Below are 20581 nucleotides of genomic sequence, written 5' to 3'. Positions count from 1 at the left end.
CCCGTTGGCAGCGAGCCGATAAAGCCTTACTGTTACCGATGAATCCGAGCCGGTGCACCTTGCATCCAAGCCCGCACCCTGCCGCCAGCGACCGAGAACCCCATGGATCACATCCTCCTGCTTGAAGACATTCCTGAAATCCGCGCCTGGTTGAAAGCGCTGATCAAGCAGGTGTTTGCCAATGCACAAATCACCGAATGCTCGCGCGTGCAGGACGCTTTGGCCTTGGTCAACAGCCAGCGTTTCAATTTGGCACTGCTGGATTTGGGGCTGCCCGATGGCTCCGGCGTTGATGTGATCGCCGCCCTGCGCGACCGGCAACCCGAGGCCCAGTCGGTCATCGTGACCATTCACGATGATGACGAACATCTGTTCCCAGCACTGCAAGCCGGCGCCTTTGGCTATTTGCTGAAGGAGCAATCGCGCGAACTGCTGGTAGAGCAATTGCAGCGCATGAGCCAGGGCGAGCCGCCGCTGTCGCCCTCTATTGCGCGCAAGGTGATCTCCTACTTCGCCAAACAGAACCGCCCACAGGCGGCAGCACTGCTGCATGAGGTCTCACTGACCGACCGCGAAACCGAGGTGCTGCTGCGCGTGGCCAAGGGCTTCACCCTGCCGGAAATTGGCGTGCAGCTCGGCCTGTCGCGCCACACCATTGCCGATTACGTGAAGCAGATCTACCGCAAGCTGAATGTCTCCTCGCGCGCGGAAGCCGCCTTGGAGGCGCAACGCTTGGGCCTGTTCGGCAGGAACTGAAGCACAGCGCGATCGGCCGGATAATGGGCCGATGATTGGAAGACTGACAGGCGTCATCGCGGAAAAATCGCCCCCGCTGGTTCTCATCGATGTGCAAGGCGTCGGCTACGAGGTCGACGTGCCCATGAGCACCTTCTACAACCTCGGCAATCTGGGCGACAAGGTCTCGCTGCTGACCCATTTTGTGGTCCGCGAGGATGCCCAAATCCTGTTTGGCTTCCTCAGCGCCGAGGAACGCGCCACCTTCCGCCAGCTGATCAAGATCAGCGGCGTCGGCCCGCGCATGGCGCTGTCCTTGTTGTCCGGGCTGTCGGTGGCCGAGTTGGCCCAAGCGGTGGCGCAGCAACAGAGCGCCCGCTTGGTCAAGGTGCCCGGCATCGGCAAGAAGACCGCCGAGCGACTGCTGCTCGAGCTCAAGGGCAAGCTGGGGCCTGATTTGGGTCTGCCGGTCAATGTAGCGAACGACAACCAAGGCGATATCTTGCAAGCCCTGGTGGCCCTCGGCTACAGCGAAAAGGAAGCCGCGCTGGCACTCAAGGCCTTGCCGGCCGAAATCGGCGTTAGCGAAGGCATCAAGCTGGCGCTCAAGGCGCTGTCACGTTAAGTAGCGAGCGCAGATGAGCATTCAGACCGACGATTTCGCCAGCCCGATCAATCCAATCAACCCGGCCGCGCGCGTGATCAGCGCAGCCCCCAACTCACCCAAAGAAGAGGCGATCGAGCGGGCACTGCGCCCCAAGCTTCTGGACGAGTATGTGGGGCAATCGAAGGCGCGCGAGCAGTTGGAAATCTTCATCGGCGCGGCCCGCAAGCGTGACGAAGCGATGGATCATGTGCTGCTGTTCGGCCCGCCGGGTCTGGGCAAGACGACGCTGTCCCACATCATCGCCGCCGAGTTGGGCGTCAATCTGCGCCAAACCTCCGGCCCGGTGCTGGAAAAGCCCAAAGACCTGGCGGCCATCCTGACCAATCTCGAAAAGAACGATGTGCTCTTCATCGACGAGATCCACCGCCTCTCGCCCGTGGTGGAAGAAATCCTCTACCCGGCGCTGGAGGACTACCAGATCGACATCATGATCGGCGAGGGCCCGGCAGCCCGCTCGATCAAGCTGGACCTGCAGCCCTTCACCCTGGTCGGAGCCACCACCCGAGCCGGCATGCTGACCAATCCGCTGCGCGACCGCTTTGGCATCGTGGCGCGACTGGAGTTCTACACCGATGCCGAACTGCAGCGCATCGTGACCCGCTCGGCAGCGTTGCTGAACACGCCGATGGACGCCGAGGGTGCGATGGAAATTGCACGCCGTTCACGCGGCACACCGCGCATCGCCAACCGCTTGTTGCGCCGGGTGCGTGACTATGCCGAGGTCAAGGGCAATGGCCATATCGGCAAGAACATTGCCGACAAGGCGCTGGCCATGCTGGATGTGGATCCACGCGGCTTTGACCTGATGGACCGCAAACTTCTGGAGGCCATCGTGCATCGCTTTGACGGCGGCCCGGTTGGCCTGGAAAACGTTGCCTCAGCCATTGGCGAAGAGGCAGGCACGATCGAAGACGTGATCGAGCCCTACCTGATCCAACAAGGTTTCCTGCAACGCACGCCACGTGGCCGCATTGCAACCTTGGCGGCCTTCAAGCATTTGGGCGTGACACCACCCAAAGCGAGCGGGGCCTTGTTCGAGGAATAGCCTGACCCTCGCGTCAGCAAGGCAGAGAGGCAGCAATTTGCTCGCTGCCGCTAACGCCATTCAGGCATAAAAAAAGCGACCCGAAGGTCGCTTTTTTGATTCTGTCGCGAACGATCAGAAGTTGTGGCGCACGCCGACGGCGAAGGAATCCAGATCGCCCATCTTGGTGTTGTTGACATCAACAGCCGTGTAGAAACCGTACACCTTGGTACGCTTGCTCAGGTTGTAGTTGTAAGCCACGGTGTACTGCTTGGCGCCATGGTTGCCGAAAGAGCCACCAGCCTTGGTGCCGCCAACGTTCAGGTGGAACTCGGAAGCGCCCATGGCGTACATGGCAGACACGCGACCGACGTCACGGGTTGCATTGCTACCCACGCCCATGTCTTCACGCTGGTAGTAGCCACCGAAAGTGAACGCGCCCAGCTCATACAGACCGCGGACAGCATATTGCTTGGCTTCGCCTTGCTTGCTGTAGCCAGCACCCAGGTGCAGAGGGCCCATGTCGTAGTTGCCCGACAGGTCGAAGGCGCGCTCGTCGCCCTTGGCACCTTCACCAGCGTGGGCGGTGATTTCAGCCGAGAAGCCACCGAACACAGGCGTGAAGTAGCCAACCTTGTTGGTGCTTGTCCAACCAGCGCCGGAGTACAACTTGTCTTCCGAGTTGCCGGTGTCATGGTTGTGCATGGAGATGTAGTCGGCGGTCGCGAAGTACGAACCGTTGGTCCAACGACCCAGCTTGACGGCACCGAAGTTGCCGCTCAACTGCACTGCAGCTTCACGATTCCAGAAGGCTGCATTGGAAGCCTTGCCGTCGTCCGAATTCAGGCCATGCTCCAGCATGAACTGAGCCTTCAGGCCGCCGCCCAGATCTTCAGTACCCTTGAAGCCCAGACGCGAGTTGTTGTTGAAGACGGTCGCAACGCGATCGCCGCCATTCGTGGAGATGCTTTCCACGGAAGTATTGATACGGCCCCACAGGGTGACCGAGCTTTGAGCGAATGCGGGGGCGGCGAATGCTGCAACAGCTGCCACGAGAGCGATCTTTTTCATCGTATGCCTTTGTGAGTTGAGATTGAGCTGAGCTTGGTGGCCCGGTCTTCTGCGCAATGTGGCGTGAGTATAGAAGTCGAACGCGAGGGGCGCAGCATTCCGACGCGAAATTGCAACACTTAACTGCTATACCCCAAGGCATGCGCTTTCACACTTGCCAAGTGCACAGAAAGATAACGAGCAAAGTCCGCGCAGGCGGCGGGGCTTAGCGTTAGACGGGCTCAGCCTGCCTCGTCCAAGGCCAGCCCGTCAAGGTGGGCGCAGTCATGCCAACCGATCAGGCCAAAGCCTTCTGAGGCATACAGCAAACGGTTGATTGCCGCATTGGCCAAGACCCAGCTGCGCGGCGCCTGTAGCGATTGGCCGGTGCTTGCCCGGTACAGGCAATCAAGCACGCCGCCATGGCTGATGACGACCACAGTTTGGCCCGGGTGAGCCTGGGCCAGCCGCTGTACCGCCTCCACACTGCGGCGATAGAAGTCTGCCAGCGTCTCACCGCCCGGCGGGCCGAAATCGGCATCGCGCCGCCGCCAACGCTCGCTGTGCGAGGGCCATTTGTCGGCAATTTCCTGCCAGGTCAGACCCTCAAATTCACCAAAGCCGCGCTCCCGCAGGCCCACATCCAGTTGCAAGGGCGGCAATTCAGGTCGAAGTCGCAACAAGGGCGAGGCGGTTTGTTGCGCGCGAGCCAAGTCGCTCGCGTAAACCGCATCGATGGCTTCGTCCTGCAGCGCGTGCGCCAGTCGCTCGGCCTGCAGCAATCCCAGGGCACTGAGCCCGATATCGGTATGCCCCTGAATTCGGCTGGCGCGATTCCATTCGGTTTCGCCATGCCGGATGGCCAAGATGCGGGTGCTGCTATCGAGCGACATGACTCAAACGCCCCACAGCACCGGCTCACCAGCCTTTTCGCTGTGTCGCATCAATTCAATCAAGGGCCAGACGCGCTGGCGCAGGCTGATGCCCTCGCGCCGGGGTGGTGTCTCCCCTGCGGCCACGGCCTCGGCCTGAGCCGCTGCAAAGGCCGCGTCATCGTCGCTCGCTGCACGCTCCAGCGTTTGCATCGCCGCCGACAACTCGGCGGCTGGCAGCAATCCCTGCGCCGAGGGCTCTCGCCCCAGCAGCGCCAACATCTGATCGCCCTGCGGCCCCAGCATGATGACGTCCGCGCCTGCTTTCGACTTGAATTTGTAAATCATGTAGCCCCACCTCACATTGCCGTTCAGCCATTATTGTGAGGGCTGGATGGAGCGGAAAGGCGAGTCAAAAAGTCAAACGGGCTCTGGATATGCGCCGATAAAAGCACATGACCAGAACCCGCTTACACCAACAAGCCGCCCATCAGCTGCATACCCGATCGCCCCGGGGGCGAAGGGGGCCGCCTCCACACGCGCTCCTCAAAGGCCTGAGGATCGAGCGCCGGGGCATACAAAAAACCCTGAAACTCGTCACAGCCGGCGCGCGCCAGGAAGTCCCGCTGCACCTCGGTCTCAACCCCTTCCGCGATCACATGTAAGCGCAGGGCCTGACCCATCTGAATGATGGCATTGACGATGCCGGCGTCACTGACATCGCCGGGCAGCCCTTTGACAAAGCTGCGATCAATCTTCAGGCGCTGGATCGGGAATCGCTTCAAGTAGCCCAGGCTGGAATAGCCGGTACCAAAGTCGTCGATCGACATGCACACGCCCAGAGCCGCCAAGGCTTGCAGCCGATGCAGCGCTTCTTCGGCGTCTCGGAGCAAGATGGATTCGGTCAGCTCCAGCTCCAGCAGCGCGGGCGGCAAACCAGAGCTCCGCAAGACCTGGGCCACCGTCTCGGCGAACTGGCTTTGCTGGAACTGCAAGGCGGAGACATTGACCGCTACCGGCATGCGCCAACCCTGGCGCAGCCAAGACGCCGCTTGCTCCACCGCTTGGCGCAACACCCATTCGCCAATGGCCACGATGAAGCCGCTTTCCTCGGCCACCGGGATGAACTCGCCCGGTGAAATTTCGCCCCGCAGCGGGTCGCGCCAGCGGATCAGCGCCTCGGCGCCAATCACCTGCCCCGTGCCCAAGGCGATCTGCGGTTGGTAATGCAGGCGGAACTGCCCCTCCTGCAGCGCCTGACGCATGGCGTGATCCAGCCGCATGCGCGAGAGCAGGTCAACATCCTTGCGCGGCTGGTGGAAGTGAAAGGTCGATCGACCGCTCTCTTTGACCCAATGCATCGCCCGCTCGGCGCTCGCCATCAATTCTTCGGCACTGGCGCCATCGCCAGGGAAAAGTGCAATGCCGGTGCTGCAGGTGACGGTAAAGCTCAGCGTGTCGAAATTGAAGGGCCGCGACATCGCCTCCTGCACCCGCCGCGCCGCGTGTTCGGCGCCGCGCGTATCGGCCTGATGAATCAGCAAGGCGAACTCATCGCCGCCAAGCCTAGCCACCGTATCGACCTCGCGCAGGCAGGCCTTCAAGCGCTCGGCCACTTCCTTCAGTACCCGGTCGCCATAGGTATGACCCAAGGTGTCATTGATCTGCTTGAAGCGATCCAGATCCACATTGAGCAAGGCAAAGGGCGCGTTCTCGCGCTTGGCCATGGCCTGCGCGTAGTCCAAGCGTTCCGACAGGGCGCGCCGATTTGGCAAGCCGGTCAACATATCGCAATGCGCCAGCTCGTCAATGCGCTGATTGGCCGCCATTTTTTCGCTCAGGTCGCGGAAGGAATAGACCCGCCCGATCGGCCGCCCGCGGCTGAACTGCGGCAACGAGACCCGCTCCAGCACCCGCCCGTCGCTCAACTTGATCACATCGCTGCTCTGCAGCAGCGGCGCTTCTTCGATGGCTGCCAGGCGCTGAGCATAGGCGGCGCCGTCAATGACGCTGCGTCGCATCCAGGTCTGCACCGCTTCGTCATTACGCTCCAGCAGCAGATCGGCCGGAATGCCCCACAGCGAAGCGAAGCGCCGGTTGAAGGAGCGCATACGCCCGGCCAAGTCAGAGACCAGAATGCCGTCGGCGGTCGACTCCAACGTGGCCTGCAACTCGGCCACCAAGGCCTCGCGCTCCTCTTCGCTCTGACGCTGGCGGCTCAAATCTCGAATCGCCACCAACCAGTAGCCTTGGGGGGCCCCGGTCGGCCTGACCGGACTGATGCGGCGGGTCACCCACAGCATCTGGCCATTGGCATGCCGGATCAAGGTGTCGGAATTGAGACTGGCCGAGCTATTGCCTGCCGCTTCCATCCAGAACATCGCATCCTCGGGCGTGCTGGCCAGTGCCTCCACCGACTGTCCGAGCAACTGCTCGGCGCTCATGCCCAAGAGCTGCGTGGCCGCGCTATTGACCGCGAGGATGCAACGGCTGCGCCCATCCACCAACCACGCGGCCTCCAGCAAGCCCTCCATCAGGGCTGCAAAAGGTTCGGTAGAAGGCTGAGGGAGGCTTGGAAACTGCAGGCTGACCACGTTCACGCCGCCAACTCCGTCGCACCCATCCCGCCTCCGGCGCCAGCGCCGTTGCTGGGCTCGAAGAAGTAGGCAATACGGGTGCGAGGACTCAGGTAGTCCATCGAAGCGCGCGGCAACTGCTGCGCCTTCAGGCTGCGACGAATGCCGAGATCCGGCATATCTTCCAGATTCAGCACCAAGGCTTCTTCGCGCGGCACCTTGGGGTCGTGCACCATCACGCGCGGCTTCAGCGGTCGGGACGAATTGACGGCCACCACCAAGGCGAAACGGTCATCGGTCAACTGCACGGCCGAACCCGGTGGGTACACCCCCATCATGCGAATAAAAGCATTCAGCATGGTGGCATCAAAGCGATTGCGCCCCTGCGCAAACATCAGGGACAAGGCCTCGTGTGGCGTCATCGCCTTGGAGGCCAGCAAGGGATTGCACAGACCGTCGAAGCGATTCACCAGCGCGACGATGCGCGCGCCGGCGCTCATCTTGTCCATATTGATGCGCTGAGGGAAGCCGCTGCCGTCCGCGTTCTCATGGTGCTGGGCAATGATCAGCAAGGGGCCAGGCGACAAACCCATGCCTTGCGCGATCGCCACACCCTTGGCCACATGCTGTTGGTAAGCCTGAACTTCGGCATTGCTGAAACTGTCGTCGCGATTGCGCAAACGGGCCAGCACCTCCAGCTTGCCGACGTCGTGAAGCAAGGCGCCCACGCCCAGGTCCATCATTTCATCGCGGTTCAAGCCAAAGGCTCGCCCCAGCAGCAAGGAGATGATGGAGACATTCAAGGCGTGCGCGGTACTGCGGTCCCCGGCACCTTCATTCAGCAGGCGAATGTTGAGATCGCCTTCGACCAACATCTTGTCCAGCAGCGCCGCGGTCAAGGCCGTGGTCTGCTCGCGGCTGACACGCGGATCGCGCGGCACCAGATCCATCACTTCACGGAAGGCCGACGCGGCCTCGCCGTATTGGCGCTCACACAGTTGCAAAGCATCGCGCTGCGCGGCCAGGGCGCGCCGATGCGCTTCACGCGCCAATTCCTCGGCCGAACTGACTTCCGCAGCCGTGCTCGCCACCGGCGCCGCGACGGGCAGCGGTGTGGCGTCCATGTGCAAATCACTCTTGCCGGGACTCCAGCGCACCTGACTCAAGCCCAGGCGGCGCAATATCAGCAACTGATCCTCGGAAGCCAGCTTGAAACTGCTGAGCGGGAACGGATGCGACATCCAGCCCAGATCCAGGTGGATAAACATCCCCACCTTCAGCTGGCCTACATCGATCAAAGGATCGGCAGTTCTGTCCTTCATAGTTTTCCTACGCCTGTTCGTTGAGGCGCCCTCCAGTCAAGCTTCGGCTCGATTTTGGCCAAACTTTAGCGCCTGAACGAGTATTCCGGCGCTTCGATGCACTGGCAGAAATTCATGTGCGAATTGTCACGCCGCCAGAGCGAAAACGGGGGCCTATCTGTACAGTTGCGCCACTCGCCCAAAACGCGGCGCCCCAAATTTGAAGAGGAATTGATGAGCCAAGCCTATATCTGTGATGCCATCCGCACCCCCTTTGGGCGCTATGCGGGGGCGCTGTCCTCGATCCGCGCCGACGATCTGGGCGCGATCCCGCTGCGCGCGCTGATGGCGCGCAACCCGAATGTCGATTGGGAAGCCGTCGATGACGTCCTGTACGGCTGCGCCAACCAGGCGGGTGAAGATAACCGCAATGTAGCCCGCATGTCGGCGCTATTGGCCGGCCTGCCAATGAGCGTGCCCGGCGCCACCTTGAACCGCCTCTGCGGCTCGGGCCTGGATGCGGTTGGCTCGGCCGCCCGGGCGATTCGCGCCGGGGAAGCACAGCTGATGCTGGCCGGCGGGGTCGAAAGCATGAGCCGAGCGCCTTTTGTGATGCCCAAGGCCGAAGGCGCCTTCTCACGCAGCAACGCCGTCTACGACACCACCATCGGCTGGCGCTTCGTCAACAAGCTGATGAAGGCTCAATATGGCGTCGATTCGATGCCTGAGACCGCCGAGAACGTGGCGCTTGACTTCGGCATCGACCGCGAAGCCCAGGACCGTATGGCCCTGGCCAGCCAGTTGAAGGCCGTCGCCGCGCAGCAAGCGGGTTTCTTCGACCAAGAAATCACACCGGTAGAGATCGCCCAGAAGAAAGGTGATCCACTGCTGGTGAACCAAGACGAACACCCGCGCGCGACCAGCCTGGAGATTCTGGCCAAGCTCAAGCCCATCGTGCATGCCCAAGGAACGGTCACGGCCGGCAACGCCTCGGGCGTCAATGACGGCGCCTGTGCGCTGCTGCTGGCCAGCGAGAGCGCGGCGGCCAAACATGGGCTGCGCCCGCGCGCCCGTGTCGTCGGCATGGCGACGGCCGGCGTCGCGCCGCGCATCATGGGCATTGGTCCGGCCCCAGCCAGCCAAAAAGTGCTGGCCTTGACCGGCCTGAGCCTGGCCCAGATGGATGTGATCGAGCTGAACGAAGCCTTCGCCGCCCAAGGCCTGGCGGTCTTGCGCCAGCTCGGCCTGGCCGACGATGACGCTCGCGTCAACCCGAACGGCGGAGCCATCGCCCTGGGTCATCCGCTGGGTGCCAGCGGCGCCCGGCTGGTCACCACGGCCGTCAACCAACTGCATCGCAGCGGTGGGCGCTACGCCTTGTGCACCATGTGCATCGGCGTCGGCCAAGGCATCGCCCTGGTGATTGAACGGGTCTGACCCGCGCCGCTGACCATAACAGGGGCCACCGCCCCGCCACACGATCAAGCCATGAGCCCTCCTCATGGCTTGATGCTTTTTTGTCAAGCACAGGCGCCTTTGCATGCCGCGCAAGCGCTCCTCAACATGGGATACTGAATCCACAAGTCCGGTCGCGCTGCGCACATATATTGCCAAAAACCACGGACATCCATATTCTGTCGCCAACCCTTATTCAGCCAGCCAGAACCATTCGCAGACCAGACTTTCCAGCCATTTAGAAGTCGCGCCGCCCGCTCCCCAGCCAGCCGCCCCGGGAGTACAGGCACCCGTTAGGCGCTCATGTAGTCGCAATTCACCCTGGCCTCTCGGCATTTGGGTCTGAGCGGGGACGGCGATGACTTCTACAACGCGTGGCTCGTGGCCCGTTTCTGTGGATTTCTGGCGCAAAATGCACCAGCAAAATGTCAGCAGCACGCGCCTTTGATGATTTAGCCGCCTTCCAGGCCCCAGCGATGAACCCGCTCGACCGTCCGGCCGACCAGGTCGACCCGGCCGGTCTGGCCGAAACCTCTGGCCCTTTGAAACGCGATTTGGTTGCGGGTCTGGAAAAGGGCTTGGCAGTGATCGAGGCCTTTGACCAAGAGCGGCCGCGACTGACCATCAGCGAAGTGGCCGTGCGCACCGGTCTGACCCGCGCAGCCGCCCGGCGCTACCTGCTGACCTTGGCCCATCTGGGCTTTGTCACACAAGAACGCAAGATGTTCGCGCTGACACCCAAGGTGTTGCGACTCGGCCAGAGCTATATGCACTCGGCGCGCCTGCCCCGCATCGTCGAGCCGGAACTGCACAAGCTCGCCTACGCCATGAAGGAAGCCAGTTCAGCCGGCGTGCTGGATGGCAATGACGTGATCTGCATCGCCGCCACCAGCGCGGGCCGGGTGGTGTCACCGACGCTGCAACCCGGCTTCCGGGTGCCGGCCTACTGCGCCGGTACCGGCCGCGTGATGCTGGCAGCGATGCCGCCGGCGGAAGCCGACGCCTGGATCGCCCGCCAAACGCTGACCGCGCTGACGCCCAATACCGTGACCCATCCGGAGCGCCTGCGCATTGAAGTGGCACGGGCGCGGTCCCTGGGCTATGCCTGCGTCGACCAGGAATTGGAAATGGGCTTGCGCACCGTCGCCGTGCCGCTGAAGAACTACCGCGGCGAGGTGGTGGCGGCCATGTGCATCAGCGTACATGCCTCACGCATGAGCATGGATCAGATGGTGGAGAACTGCCTGCCCCCGCTGATGCAGGCGCAGGCTCACCTGCGCATGCTGCTCTAGTCACTTCCGTCTCGTCACTTCAGCCCAGATAGCGACGCTGCTGCAGCAAGGGGCTGACCCGGTAGCGCTCGCTGAGGTAGGCCTCGAACAGCCCGCCCAGCAGATCGACCACCGGTGCTGCCCCCAGCAGCGCCAGCCATTCAAACGGCCCGGCCGGGTAATTGACGCCCAGCTTCATCGCCAGGTCAGCGCCCTGCTCGTCGCAGACGCCTTGCCAGACCGCGTCCGCACCCTCGTTGACCAACATGGCCACCGTGCGGGCCACCACCAAGCCCGGCACGTCCCGCATCACCAGCGGCTCCCAGGCCAAGGCGCGACACAAGTCGGCCACTTCGGCCTGCGCAGCGGGGCTGCTGCGCGGACCAAAGGCGAGCGGCAATGCATCCATGCGGTCAGGCGCCACAGGCCAGTCCATCACCGCCAACTCGGTCTGATTCAACTCAAAGGCCAGCTGGGCGGCACTGCGGCCGCGACTCAGATGAACCTGCATCGCACCGACCTGCAAACCCGCCCATGAGGACTCGGCTTGGCGCTCAAAGGCCAAGCCCTTGTGCCCCAGCCAATCGGCGAGTCGCTCGACCAAGCCCCCTTGCCCATGCACACAGATTGAAGGCAGAGCCTGCTGCGGCGCCGCCACCGGGCCGCTGGCCTCGGGCGTGCCGATATAAAAACCGCGGCCGACCTTGCGGCCCAGGCGGCCGCCATCGACCAAGGCTTTTTGCACCAGCGAAGGGCTGTAGCGCTTGTCGCCAAAATTAGCCTCGAAGACCGACTGCGTCACCAGGAAATTGGTGTCATGCCCGATCAGGTCCATCAACTCACAGGGGCCCATGCGAAAGCCAGCGCCACGCAAGGCGCGGTCCATCTGAGCCGGCGTCCCCGCCTGCTCTTGCAGCAAGGCCAGCGCCTCGGCGTAATAAGGCCGCGCAATCCGGTTGACAATGAAGCCAGGGGTCGACTTCGCGTGCACCGGCGTCTTACCCCAGCGTCGCGCCAAGCGCTCGATCACCGCCGCCACGCTCGCCTCGGTCTCGGCGCCCGACACCACCTCGACCAATTTCATCAAAGGCACCGGGTTGAAAAAATGCATGCCCACCAGTCGTCCGGGGTTTTGCATGCCATTGGCCAAGGCAGTCACGCTGATCGACGAGGTGTTGCTGGCGATGATGGCGCCGGCGGGCAGCAGCGCATCCAACTGACGCAGCAGCGCCTGCTTGGGCTCGAGTTTTTCGACAATCACCTCGATCACCAAACCGGCCTCGGCCAGTTCGCTCAACTCGGCGGCCGGGCTGATGCGCGCCAACACCGCGTCGCGCTCAGTCAGCTCCATGCGCCCCTTGCTAACCAGCCCATCCAGCGCCTTGGCCATCTGCGCCAGCGCCGCCGCGGCCGCGCCTTCGCGCACGTCTAGCAACCGCACCGCATGGCCCGCCTGCGCCGCCACCTGGGCAATACCTGCACCCATGATGCCGGCACCGACCACGCCGACCAAGGCGGGCCGCTCGGCCGCGACCATCCAATTCATCGCTTCCATTGTTTCGCTCATCGTCCGCTTTCAGTCCCTGCCACCCAGCCACGCGGCCGGCCGTTTGGCCACAAAGGCCGCAAAACCCTCGCGGGCCTCCTCGCCGCTGCGTACCCGGGCGATCGTCTGCGCCGTCAGCTCGCGCAACTCCGGCGTCACCGGGCCGACCTCCATCTGTGCCAGCAAGGCCTTGATCTCGGCCTGTGCTCCCGGGCCGCAAGCCAGCAACTCGGCAACCCAATGGTCGATGGCCGCGTCCAGCTGATCACTGCCCTCCACCACCTGATGCAAGAGCCCGATCTGCAAGGCCTCGGAGGCTGAGATACGACTGGCGGTCAGCGCCAGTCGGCGCGCCTGACGCACGCCGACCGCGTTGACCAGATAGGGGCCGATGACGGCCGGCAGAATGCCGAAACGCGCCTCACTGACCGCAAACTTGGTGTCGGCACTGGCCACCGCGATATCGCAGGCACAGGCCAGACCGACGCCGCCGCCCAGCGCCAAGCCTTGGATGCGCGCCACGGTGGGCTTCGGGCAATTCGCCAGCAACTGCAGCATGTCGGCAAAGCGCCTGGCATCGGCCAAGTTGGCTTCTTGCGAGGCGGCCGCCGCGCGGCGCATCCATTCGATGTCGGCACCGGCGCTGAAGGCCTTGCCGGCGCCGGCCAACACCAACACCCGCACCGCCGGATCGGCCTGGCAATGTTGCACCGCCTGGCCCAGCTCCGAAATCATCAACTCATTGAAGGCATTGAATACCTCCGGTCGAGTCATGGTGATGTGCGCCACACCGCGCGCATCCACCGCAATCGTCAATGTCTCCACCTGAAACTCCTTGTAATCTCTCAAGTATCGCAGCGCCAAGCGGCTGTCTTCGATTCCTTGTCGGTACGCCCGCAAGCGGCACAATCCCTTCATGAATCTCGTCATTCCGATCCAAACCGAGGGCAGCCGACGGCCCGCCCGCGGGGGTGGCCTGCGTGGCCGCCAGGCCAGTCACACCGCTCTTGCAAGCGTCCGAAACTTGCTGGGCGACGCGCCGCGCCGGCGCGACCTGCTGATCGAGCATCTGCACCTGATTCAAGACCGCCACGGTCATTTGAGCGTCGACATGCTGGCCGCGCTGGCCGAAGAGATGAAGCTCTCGCAGGCCGAAGTGCACGAGGTCGCAAGCTTCTATCACCACTTCGACATCGTCTACGAAGGCGAACAGGCCCCGGCCTCACTGAGCCTGCGCGTTTGCAACTCCCTCAGCTGCAGCATGGCGGGCAGCGCTGGTCTCAGCCGCAAGTTGCGCGAATTACTGGCCGAGCAAAGCGGCGTGCGGGTGATCGAGGTGCCTTGCGTGGGCCGCTGCGAACAGGCCCCGGTTGCTGTGCTGGGCCAGCGCCCGGTCGGCCGGGCCACGTCGGCACAACTGATCGAGCTGATGCAGCAGGGTCAGACTCAAGATCTGTTGCCGCAGCATCAGCCGCTACAAGACTATTTAGCCCAAGGTGGCTACCGTGTCTTGGACCAGTTATTGGCCGGTACACGCAGCATCGAAGACACGCTACAGACCTTGAGCGACTCCGGCCTGCGCGGGCTGGGCGGCGCGGGATTTCCGCTCGGTCGCAAATGGACCATCGTGCGCGAACAGCCGGCCCCACGGCTGATGGCCGTCAACATCGACGAGGGCGAACCCGGCACCTTCAAGGACCGCTATTACCTGGAGCGCGAGCCGCAACGCTTTCTGGAAGGCATGTTGATCGCCGCCCACTGCGTCGGCGTCGAGGCCATCTACATCTATCTGCGCGACGAATACCACGCACTGCACCGGCTGCTGCGCGAAGAAATCGCGGCGCTGCAGGCGGCCCGCCCCGACCTGCCGCCCATCGAGTTGCGGCGGGGCGCCGGTGCCTATATCTGCGGCGAAGAATCGGCCATGATCGAGTCGATTGAAGGCAAACGCGGCTGGCCACGTCAGCGCCCGCCCTATGTGGCCGAACGCGGCCTGTTTGGTCGGCCGACGCTGCAACACAATATCGAATCGCTGCATTGGGTACGTGAGATTTTGGAGCGCGGCGCCAACTGGTTCTCGAGCCAGGGCCGCCACGGCCGCAAGGGCTTGCGCAGCTTTTCGCTATCCGGCCGGGTCAACAAGCCCGGCGTTCACCTGGCGCCGGCCGGCATCACCGTGCAAGAGTTGATCGACGAATATGGCGGCGGCATGCAAGACGGCCATCAGCTGTACGGTTACTTCCCCGGCGGGGCTTCGGGCGGCATGCTGCCGGCCGCGCTGGCCGATGTGCCCTTGGACTTTGACACCTTGCACGCGCATGGCTGCTTCATCGGCTCGGCCGCCGTGATCGTGTTTTCGCAGCATGACAGTGCACGCCAGTTGGCGCTGAACGCGATGGAGTTCTTTGAGCACGAAAGCTGCGGCCAATGCGTGCCCTGCCGCGAGGGCGCCCAACGGGCTGTCGAATTGATGCGCCAACCGCGTTGGGATCTCCCGCTGCTGGAGGACCTGTCCACCGTCATGAGTGATGCCTCGATCTGCGGCCTGGGCCAGGCCGCGCCCAATCCGCTGCGCTGCGCCCTGCGCTACTTCCCGCAAGAATTCAGCGCGGAGGGCCTGCAGTCATGAGCCACTTGCACAAGAAAGACGCGCCACATCAGCCCGAGCAAGCGGTGCGCTTCCTGCTCGACGGCGAGCCGATGCTGGCCGAGCCGGGCGAGTCGATCCTGAACGCGGCCAAGCGCCACGGTGTGGCCATCCCGCATCTGTGCCACCAAGACGGCCTCAACCCGGCGGGTAACTGCCGCGCCTGCGTGGTGCAAATCGAGGGCGAACGTGTACTCGCCGCCTCGTGCTGCCGCACGCCGCGCCCGAATCAACACATCCACCTGAAAAACGAACGGGTGCAGAAGGCCCAGGCCATGGTGCTGGAACTGCTGGCCGCCAAGGCGCCGGCGCAGGCCCACACGCGCAACTCCGAGCTGACGCAATGGTGCGAGGCCTTGCAGCTCGGCGCGCCACGCTTTGCCCGCCACCCCGCCCCGCCCGCCGACCGCAGCCACCCCGCCATCAGCGTGCAACTGGACGCCTGCATCCAATGCATGCGCTGCGTGCGAGCCTGCCGCGACGAGCAGGTCAATGATGTGCTGGGCATTGCCGGCTGGGGCCACGACACCCGCATCAGCTTCGATGCAGACGAGGCCATGGGATCCAGCTCCTGTGTGGCCTGCGGCGAATGCGTGCAAGCCTGCCCCACCGGCGCACTGACGCCCGCCAACGGCGCGGCGCTGCAGCAGGCCGACAGCGTGGTCGATTCGGTCTGCCCCTATTGCGGCGTTGGCTGCCAGCTCAGCTACCGGGTCAAGGACAACAAAATCATCGAAGCGGTCGGGCGCGACGGCCCAGCCAACCGCGGCCGCCTGTGCGTCAAGGGCCGTTACGGCTATGACTATGTCTCGAGCACCGAACGACTGCGCACGCCCTTGATCCGCCGCGATGGCGTGGCCAAGGACCCTGCCGATATCGGCCGAGTCCGGCGCGGTGAACTGCCGCTGAGCGCACTCTTCCGCGAAGCCAGTTGGGACGAGGCCTTGGGTTTTGCCGCCGCCGGCCTGGCCCGTCTGCGCGACGCGGGCGAGCGCGGCAGCCACAGCCCCTTGGCCGGCTTCGGCTCTGCCAAGGGCAGCAATGAAGAGGCCTATTTGTTCCAGAAGCTGGTGCGCCAGGGCTTTGGCAGCAATAACGTCGACCACTGCACACGGCTGTGCCATGCCAGCTCGGTGGCCGCGCTGTTGGAAGGCTTGGGCAGCGGCTCGGTCAGCAACCCGGTGGCGGATGTCGAACATGCGTCGCTGATCCTGCTGATCGGCGCCAACCCCAGCTCCAATCACCCGGTGGCGGCGAGCTTCATCAAGAACGCGGTCAAGGACAAGGGCGCCACGCTGATCGTGGCCGACCCGCGCCGCGCACCGATGGCCCGTTTCGCCACCCACCATCTGGCCTTCCGGCCCGACACCGATGTGGCGATGCTGAACGCGCTGCTGCACGTGATCATTGCCGAGGGCCTGACCGACCCGGACTTCATCGCCGCTCGGGTCAATGGTTATGAGGCCCTGAAGGCCGCGGTGGCCGAGTGCACACCGGAACGCATGAGCGAGATCTGCGGCATTGCGCCGGCGGTGCTGCGCGATGTGGCCCGGCGTTATGCCCAAGCCTCTTCGGCGATGATTCTGTGGGGCATGGGCATCAGCCAACATGTACACGGCACCGACAACGCCCGCTGCCTGATCGCGCTGGCCATGATCACCGGCCAGATTGGTCGCCCCGGCACCGGCCTGCATCCGCTGCGCGGCCAGAACAATGTGCAGGGCGCGTCCGACGCCGGCCTGATCCCGATGATGCTGCCCAATTACCAACGGGTCGCCAATGCCGAATTGCGCCAGCACTTCGAGGCGCTCTGGGCCACGCCGCTCGACCCGCAGCCGGGCCTCACCGTGGTGGAGATCATCCATGCGGCCTATGAGGGTCGCATCAAGGGCATGTTCATCGAGGGTGAAAACCCGGCCATGTCAGACCCTGACCTGGACCACGCGCGAGCCGGCCTGGCGCGGCTGCAGCATCTGGTCGTGCAAGACATCTTCGCCACCGAAACCGCCTTGCTGGCCGATGTGATCCTGCCGGCCTCCTCGCATCTGGAAAAGTGGGGCAGCTACACCAATACCGACCGGCTGATCCAAGTCGGCCGACCCGCCCTGAACCCACCGGGGCAAGCGCGCCAAGACCTCTGGATCATCGAGCAAATCGCGCGCCGCATCGGCTTGCCCTGGCACTATTGGCAGGCCGATGACGGCAGTGGCGCCCTGGCCGCGGAGGCACCGGTGGCGCGCGTGTTTGAAGAAATGCGTTCGGTGATGGCGCCGCTGGCCGGCGTACCTTGGTCGCGCCTGCAGCGCGAAGAGGCGGTGGTCACGCCAGCGCCGCTGGAGAGCGAAGCCGGCCACGCGATCATCTTTGAGCAACAGTTCTTGACCCCGGACGGGCGCGCCCATCTGGTGCCGGCCGGTTTCACGCCGGGCCCCGAACAACCGGGCCACGACTTTCCCTTGGTGCTGGCCACCGGCCGGGTGCTAGAGCATTGGCACACCGGCGCGATGACGCGGCGCGCCGAGCTGCTCGACGCCCTCTCGCCGACACCGCTGCTGCAGATGCATGCCGAGGATGCCGCCGGCCTGCGCCTGCACGAAGGCCAGGCGATCCGCATGACCTCGCGCCATGGCGAAGTCGAGGCCCTGCTGCAGATCAGCCCGGAAGTGCGGCCAGGCCAGGTCTTTCTGCCCTTCTGCTATTGGGAGGCCGCAGCCAATGTCTTGACCGGCAGTGCGCTGGACCCGGCCGGTAAGATCCCAGGCTTCAAAGTCACCGCCGTGCGCGTGGCGGCAGCATGAAACCACCATGAAGTTCGCCCTCTTGATCCTGATCGGCCTCTTGCTCGGCGCCCCGAACTGCGCCCAGGCTCAAGTACCGAGCACGCAAGCGCCGCCGCTGCTGGTCCGCCATGCCTTGGCTCAGGAGCAAAACGCCAAGGTGCTGACCTATGAGCAGGCCGTGCTGCGGCTCTTATTGGACAAGACGGTGGCCAGCCACGGTCCCTACTTGCTGCAAGCCACCGAGGTGGTGTCGCAGAACCGCGCGTTTTTGCAGTTAGCGGCCGGCGAGCTGGACTTGCTCAGCTCGATGAGTTCACGCGAACGCGAAACCCAGGGCTTGCCGATCCGGGTTTGCCTTTACCGCGGCCTGCTTGGTGTACGCCTGCCGATCGCGCTGAACCAGCGCCGCGAGCAACTGGAATCGGTCAACACCCTGCAGCAGGCGCTGGCCCTGCGCATCGGTCAGGTGGCCGATTGGCCCGACACCAAGGTCTTGAGCGACAACGGCTGGAAGGTCGAGCGGCTGCCGCGCCTGAGCACCTTCCCCGAGATGCTCAAACGTGAGCGCATCGATCTGTTCGCCCTCGGCGCCATCGAGGTCTACCCGATCATTGACACCATGCCCGGGTTGAGCGTCCTCGACCAATGGTTGATTGCCTACCCAGCGGTCTTCTACTTCTTCGTCAACCCAAAACAAGCCGCGCTCGCCGAACGGCTGCGTCGCGGCTGGGACATCGTCTTGGCCGACGGCAGCTTCGAGGCCTTGTTCGAGCATTGGGTTGGGCCACAGCTGGCGCGCGCCCGGCTCAATGAGCGTCGTTGGCTGATTCTAAAGAACCCAGAGCTGCCGCCCGCCACGCCCTTGGGCGACGCCCGGCTGTGGCATCCGCTGGTGCGCAACCGGGTGCTGGCCGGCAACAGCCCGGCCCCTTGAGTCGGCGGCGCCATCCTGCGTCTTTACCCAACAGCAATGCGGCGCGGGCGCTGCGGCCACGACAATTTGAGGGCAAGTCCAGCCTAGAGTCTGGCGCTCCCCTTGACCCGAAACCCGGAACCCGCCGTCGCCCACATGCCGCAAAATTTTCTGGCTTCGTCTACCCGCACCCTGCTGCCTTGCTTATTGCTTGCGGGCTGCTTGATCGGCTGCGCCGGCCCGCGCCACGCCAAGACGCCCTACGCACCCCGGCAGGACTTGGCCGCCGCACAAGAACGCGCCGAGGCCCTGGCCGCCGGCGGCTACACGGCCGAGGCGCCCACCAGCCTGACGCTGTCGCTGCAGCAATGGGTGCTGAAGGGTGAAAGCGTGCCGGTCAGCTTGGCCTTCCCGAGCAGCGGGCGCGGCGTGCCGCTGCTGGTCTATTTGCCCGGCCTCGGCGAGTCGGCCCAAGCCGGCGCGCATTGGCGTCATGCCTGGGCCCGCGCCGGTTACGCGGTCTTGAGTTTGCAAGCGCTGGAGACCGACGCCCAAGCCTGGTCTTCACCACTGGCCCGCTCCGCCGAGTTCAAGGCGCTGGCCCTGCAACATCAGCAGCCCGGCTTGCGCACCGAACGGCTGCGTCTGCTCGCGCACGCGCTGCAAGAGGCCCGCGCACGGGCCAAGGCGGGCGACAGCCTGTGGTCACGGGTCGACTTCGAGCGCATGGCCCTGGCCGGCTATGACCTGGGCGCCGACACGGCACTGGCCTGGGCCGACGCAGCCTCGGACGGCTCGGCCCAGGCGCTGCCAAGGCCACAAGCGCTGATCCTGCTGAGCCCGCAGATGCCGCCGCCCGAGTCCTCGGTGGCCGACTCGCCCGCGCCCCCCGGTCTGCGGCTGCCACTGCTGGCCATCAGCTCGCGCCGCGACACCGACCCGACGGGTCTGATCGGATCCCCGGCGCAGCGCATTGCCTTTTTCTCTCGGCTGACGGCCTCGGGCGATAAATACCTGCTGCTCTTGAACAGCAGCAGTCATGCCGCGCTGGCCGGAGCCAGCGGCATGGAAGAAGCACCCAACGAGCCCACCAGTGGCCGCGGCATGAGCGGCGGGAACGCCGGCAACGCATCCCGCGGCAATCGCGGAGGCAACAGCAGCGGAGGAAACTCACGCGGCGGCGGCATGCAGGATCACCGCGGCAATGGCCAGATGGCGCCGGCCCCCGCCCCGCTGCTGCGCGACAACGGCAACCAGGAGGCCGGCGTCGCCATCGAACACAGCAGCATCGCCTTTCTGGACGCGCATGTGCGCGGCCGGCCCGAGGCGCAACGTTGGCTGCAACTGCGCCCATCCGTCTGGTTGGCCAGTTTGGCCGAATGGCGGCTGCGCTAGGATGCGCCAACGACCGACATAGATCGCTAAACCCACATCACACAGGCAGAGCCGCATGATTCTCGAAATCGCCGAAATTCACATCGCGCCCGGCCAGCAGGCCGCCTTTGAAGCCGCCATTGCGCACGGCATCAGCAGCGTGATCTCGCGCGCCCAGGGCTTCATCAGCGCCAAGGTGCAGCGCGGCATCGAGTCCCCCGAGCGCTATATCCTGCAGATCGAATGGGCCACGCTGGAAGATCACACCGAGCATTTCCGCGCCGGCCCCCTATTCCCGGCCTGGCGCGCCATCGTTGGGCCCTTCTTTGCCCAAACGCCTCGGGTGGAGCACTTCTCCAGCGTGCTTTGA

At 64.3% G+C, this 20581-nt stretch carries 17 protein-coding genes; 10 read left to right on the top strand and 7 right to left on the bottom strand.

The window, feature by feature from the left end; genetic code table 11:
- Nucleotides 1-102 precede the first annotated feature (102 nt).
- Genes WG899_RS10725 through ruvB form a run of 3 tightly spaced genes read left to right on the top strand, consistent with a single transcriptional unit; the run spans nt 103 to nt 2447 of the window.
- Nucleotides 103-756: a response regulator gene (locus WG899_RS10725; protein ID WP_339595631.1), complete on the top strand. Its 654-nt coding sequence runs from the start codon at nt 103-105 to the stop codon at nt 754-756.
- 31 nt (nt 757-787) lie between these two features.
- Complete coding sequence (gene ruvA / locus WG899_RS10720) at nt 788-1360, top strand: Holliday junction branch migration protein RuvA (RefSeq protein WP_339595630.1); 573 nt, start codon at nt 788-790, stop codon at nt 1358-1360.
- Between the two features lie 13 nt (nt 1361-1373).
- Complete coding sequence (gene ruvB / locus WG899_RS10715) at nt 1374-2447, top strand: Holliday junction branch migration DNA helicase RuvB (RefSeq protein ID WP_339595629.1); 1074 nt, start codon at nt 1374-1376, stop codon at nt 2445-2447.
- Nucleotides 2448-2561: 114 nt separating this feature from the next.
- On the opposite strand, the gene WG899_RS10710 is transcribed toward ruvB, so the two are convergent.
- The 5 genes from WG899_RS10710 to WG899_RS10690 all read right to left on the bottom strand — a co-directional run bounded on the left by WG899_RS10710 (nt 2562) and on the right by WG899_RS10690 (nt 8246).
- A complete protein-coding gene (locus WG899_RS10710) occupies nt 2562-3497 on the bottom strand; it encodes a porin (RefSeq protein ID WP_339595628.1) in 936 nt (311 codons plus the stop codon).
- A gap of 221 nt (nt 3498-3718) precedes the next feature.
- Nucleotides 3719-4369 (bottom strand): histidine phosphatase family protein, encoded by a 651-nt coding sequence (locus WG899_RS10705; RefSeq protein WP_339595627.1) that lies wholly within the window; start codon nt 4367-4369, stop codon nt 3719-3721.
- A 3-nt stretch (nt 4370-4372) separates the two neighbouring features.
- Entirely contained in the window at nt 4373-4696 is a 324-nt protein-coding gene (locus WG899_RS10700) for a DUF1840 domain-containing protein (protein ID WP_339595626.1), read from the bottom strand.
- A 122-nt stretch (nt 4697-4818) separates the two neighbouring features.
- A complete protein-coding gene (locus WG899_RS10695) occupies nt 4819-6948 on the bottom strand; it encodes a putative bifunctional diguanylate cyclase/phosphodiesterase (protein ID WP_339595625.1) in 2130 nt (709 codons plus the stop codon).
- A complete protein-coding gene (locus WG899_RS10690; protein WP_339595624.1) occupies nt 6945-8246 on the bottom strand; it encodes an HD-GYP domain-containing protein in 1302 nt (433 codons plus the stop codon). The genes WG899_RS10695 and WG899_RS10690 overlap by 4 nt, the downstream gene beginning before the upstream one ends.
- A 213-nt stretch (nt 8247-8459) precedes the next feature.
- On the opposite strand from WG899_RS10690, the gene pcaF reads away from it, so the two are divergent.
- The gene (gene pcaF / locus WG899_RS10685) at nt 8460-9662 is read left to right on the top strand and encodes a 3-oxoadipyl-CoA thiolase (RefSeq protein WP_339595623.1); all 1203 of its coding nucleotides are present in this window, start codon (nt 8460-8462) and stop codon (nt 9660-9662) included.
- Nucleotides 9663-10156: 494 nt separating this feature from the next.
- The gene (locus WG899_RS10680) at nt 10157-10972 is read left to right on the top strand and encodes an IclR family transcriptional regulator domain-containing protein (RefSeq protein WP_339595663.1); all 816 of its coding nucleotides are present in this window, start codon (nt 10157-10159) and stop codon (nt 10970-10972) included.
- A gap of 19 nt (nt 10973-10991) precedes the next feature.
- On the opposite strand, the gene WG899_RS10675 is transcribed toward WG899_RS10680, so the two are convergent.
- Together WG899_RS10675 and WG899_RS10670 are read right to left on the bottom strand one after the other, a co-directional pair.
- Entirely contained in the window at nt 10992-12497 is a 1506-nt protein-coding gene (locus tag WG899_RS10675) for a 3-hydroxyacyl-CoA dehydrogenase (RefSeq protein WP_339595622.1), read from the bottom strand.
- Between the two features lie 30 nt (nt 12498-12527).
- A complete protein-coding gene (locus WG899_RS10670; RefSeq protein WP_339595621.1) occupies nt 12528-13322 on the bottom strand; it encodes an enoyl-CoA hydratase-related protein in 795 nt (264 codons plus the stop codon).
- Nucleotides 13323-13413: 91 nt separating this feature from the next.
- On the opposite strand from WG899_RS10670, the gene WG899_RS10665 reads away from it, so the two are divergent.
- The 5 genes from WG899_RS10665 (at nt 13414) to WG899_RS10645 (ending at nt 20581) form a co-directional block, all read left to right on the top strand.
- Nucleotides 13414-15126 (top strand): NADH-ubiquinone oxidoreductase-F iron-sulfur binding region domain-containing protein, encoded by a 1713-nt coding sequence (locus WG899_RS10665; RefSeq protein WP_339595620.1) that lies wholly within the window; start codon nt 13414-13416, stop codon nt 15124-15126.
- Nucleotides 15123-17942, top strand: coding sequence for a formate dehydrogenase subunit alpha (gene fdhF / locus WG899_RS10660; protein WP_339595619.1), 2820 nt, complete (start codon nt 15123-15125; stop codon nt 17940-17942). Before WG899_RS10665 ends, fdhF begins: the two co-directional genes overlap by 4 nt.
- Before the next feature lie 7 nt (nt 17943-17949).
- Entirely contained in the window at nt 17950-18858 is a 909-nt protein-coding gene (locus tag WG899_RS10655) for a transporter substrate-binding domain-containing protein (RefSeq protein ID WP_339595618.1), read from the top strand.
- 135 nt (nt 18859-18993) lie between these two features.
- Nucleotides 18994-20232: an alpha/beta hydrolase gene (locus tag WG899_RS10650; protein ID WP_339595617.1), complete on the top strand. Its 1239-nt coding sequence runs from the start codon at nt 18994-18996 to the stop codon at nt 20230-20232.
- Nucleotides 20233-20287: 55 nt separating this feature from the next.
- On the top strand, nt 20288-20581 hold the full coding sequence (locus WG899_RS10645) for an antibiotic biosynthesis monooxygenase family protein (protein WP_339595616.1): 294 nt from the start codon (nt 20288-20290) through the stop codon (nt 20579-20581).

The sequence above is a fragment of the Paucibacter hankyongi genome, from assembly GCF_037482915.1.
In the GTDB taxonomy this organism is placed as follows: domain Bacteria; phylum Pseudomonadota; class Gammaproteobacteria; order Burkholderiales; family Burkholderiaceae_C; genus Paucibacter_A; species Paucibacter_A hankyongi.
This window is presented reverse-complemented; position numbering and strand designations above follow the sequence as displayed.